Raw genomic sequence first — 1,175 nt, 5'->3', positions numbered from 1 at the left:
GGACTCTTGGGGGAGATAAGCCTGTTATCCCCAGGGTAGCTTTTATCCGTTGAGCGATGGCCCTTCCATGCGGTACCACCGGATCACTAAGCCCGACTTTCGTCCCTGCTCGACTTGTAGGTCTCGCAGTCAAGCTCCCTTATGCCTTTGCACTCTTCGAATGATTTCCAACCATTCTGAGGGAACCTTGGGGCGCCTCCGTTACTCTTTAGGAGGCGACCGCCCCAGTCAAACTGTCCACCTGACACTGTCCCCGAACCGGGTCACGGTCCTAGGTTAGAACTCCGATACGAACAGGGTGGTATCCCAACGGCGCCTCCACAGAAGCTTGCGCTCCTGCTTCAAAGGCTCCCACCTATCCTGTACAGTCCGTACCAAAGTCCAATATCAAGCTACAGTAAAGCTCCATGGGGTCTTTCCGTCTTGTCGCGGGTAACCTGCATCTTCACAGGTATTAAAATTTCACCGGATCTCTCGTTGAGACAGCGCCCAAGTCGTTACGCCATTCGTGCGGGTCAGAATTTACCTGACAAGGAATTTCGCTACCTTAGGACCGTTATAGTTACGGCCGCCGTTTACTGGGGCTTCGGTTCATAGCTTCGCCTTACGGCTAACCACTCCCCTTAACCTTCCAGCACCGGGCAGGCGTCAGCCCGTATACTTCGCCTTACGGCTTCGCACAGACCTGTGTTTTTGCTAAACAGTCGCTCGGGCCTATTCACTGCGGCCCCCTCGGGCTATAAACCCTACCGGGGCACCCCTTCTCCCAAAGTTACGGGGTCATTTTGCCGAGTTCCTTAACGAGAGTTCTTCCGCGCGCCTTAGAATTCTCTTCTCGCCTACCTGTGTCGGTTTGCGGTACGGGCACCTTCACCTGGCTAGAGGCTTTTCTTGGCAGCATGAAATCAAGACCTTCGGTACTGTAATTTTCCCTCCCCGTCACAGCCCAGCCTTACGGTCAGCGGATTTGCCTACTGACCAGCCTCACTGCTTGGACGAGCATCCATCAGCTCGCGTCCCTATCCTTCTGCGTCCCCCCATTGCTCATAACGGCTGCGGTGGTACAGGAATTTCAACCTGTTGTCCTTCGACTACGCCTTTCGGCCTCGCCTTAGGTCCCGACTTACCCTGGGCGGACGAGCCTTCCCCAGGAACCCTTAGGCTTTCGGCGGACA

General features: G+C 55.4%; 1 rRNA gene. It reads right to left on the bottom strand.

Features of this window, described 5'->3' with window-relative positions:
* A 23S ribosomal RNA gene (locus tag RCF13_RS03040) occupies positions 1 to 1,175 on the bottom strand; the annotation flags it as partial.

Origin of the sequence: Stenotrophomonas maltophilia group sp. RNC7 (genome assembly GCF_030910085.1) — a bacterium.
Taxonomy (GTDB): Bacteria; Pseudomonadota; Gammaproteobacteria; order Xanthomonadales; family Xanthomonadaceae; genus Stenotrophomonas; species Stenotrophomonas sepilia.
The sequence above is the reverse complement of the archived record's forward strand: the minus strand, read 5'-3'. Positions and strand labels throughout refer to the sequence as shown.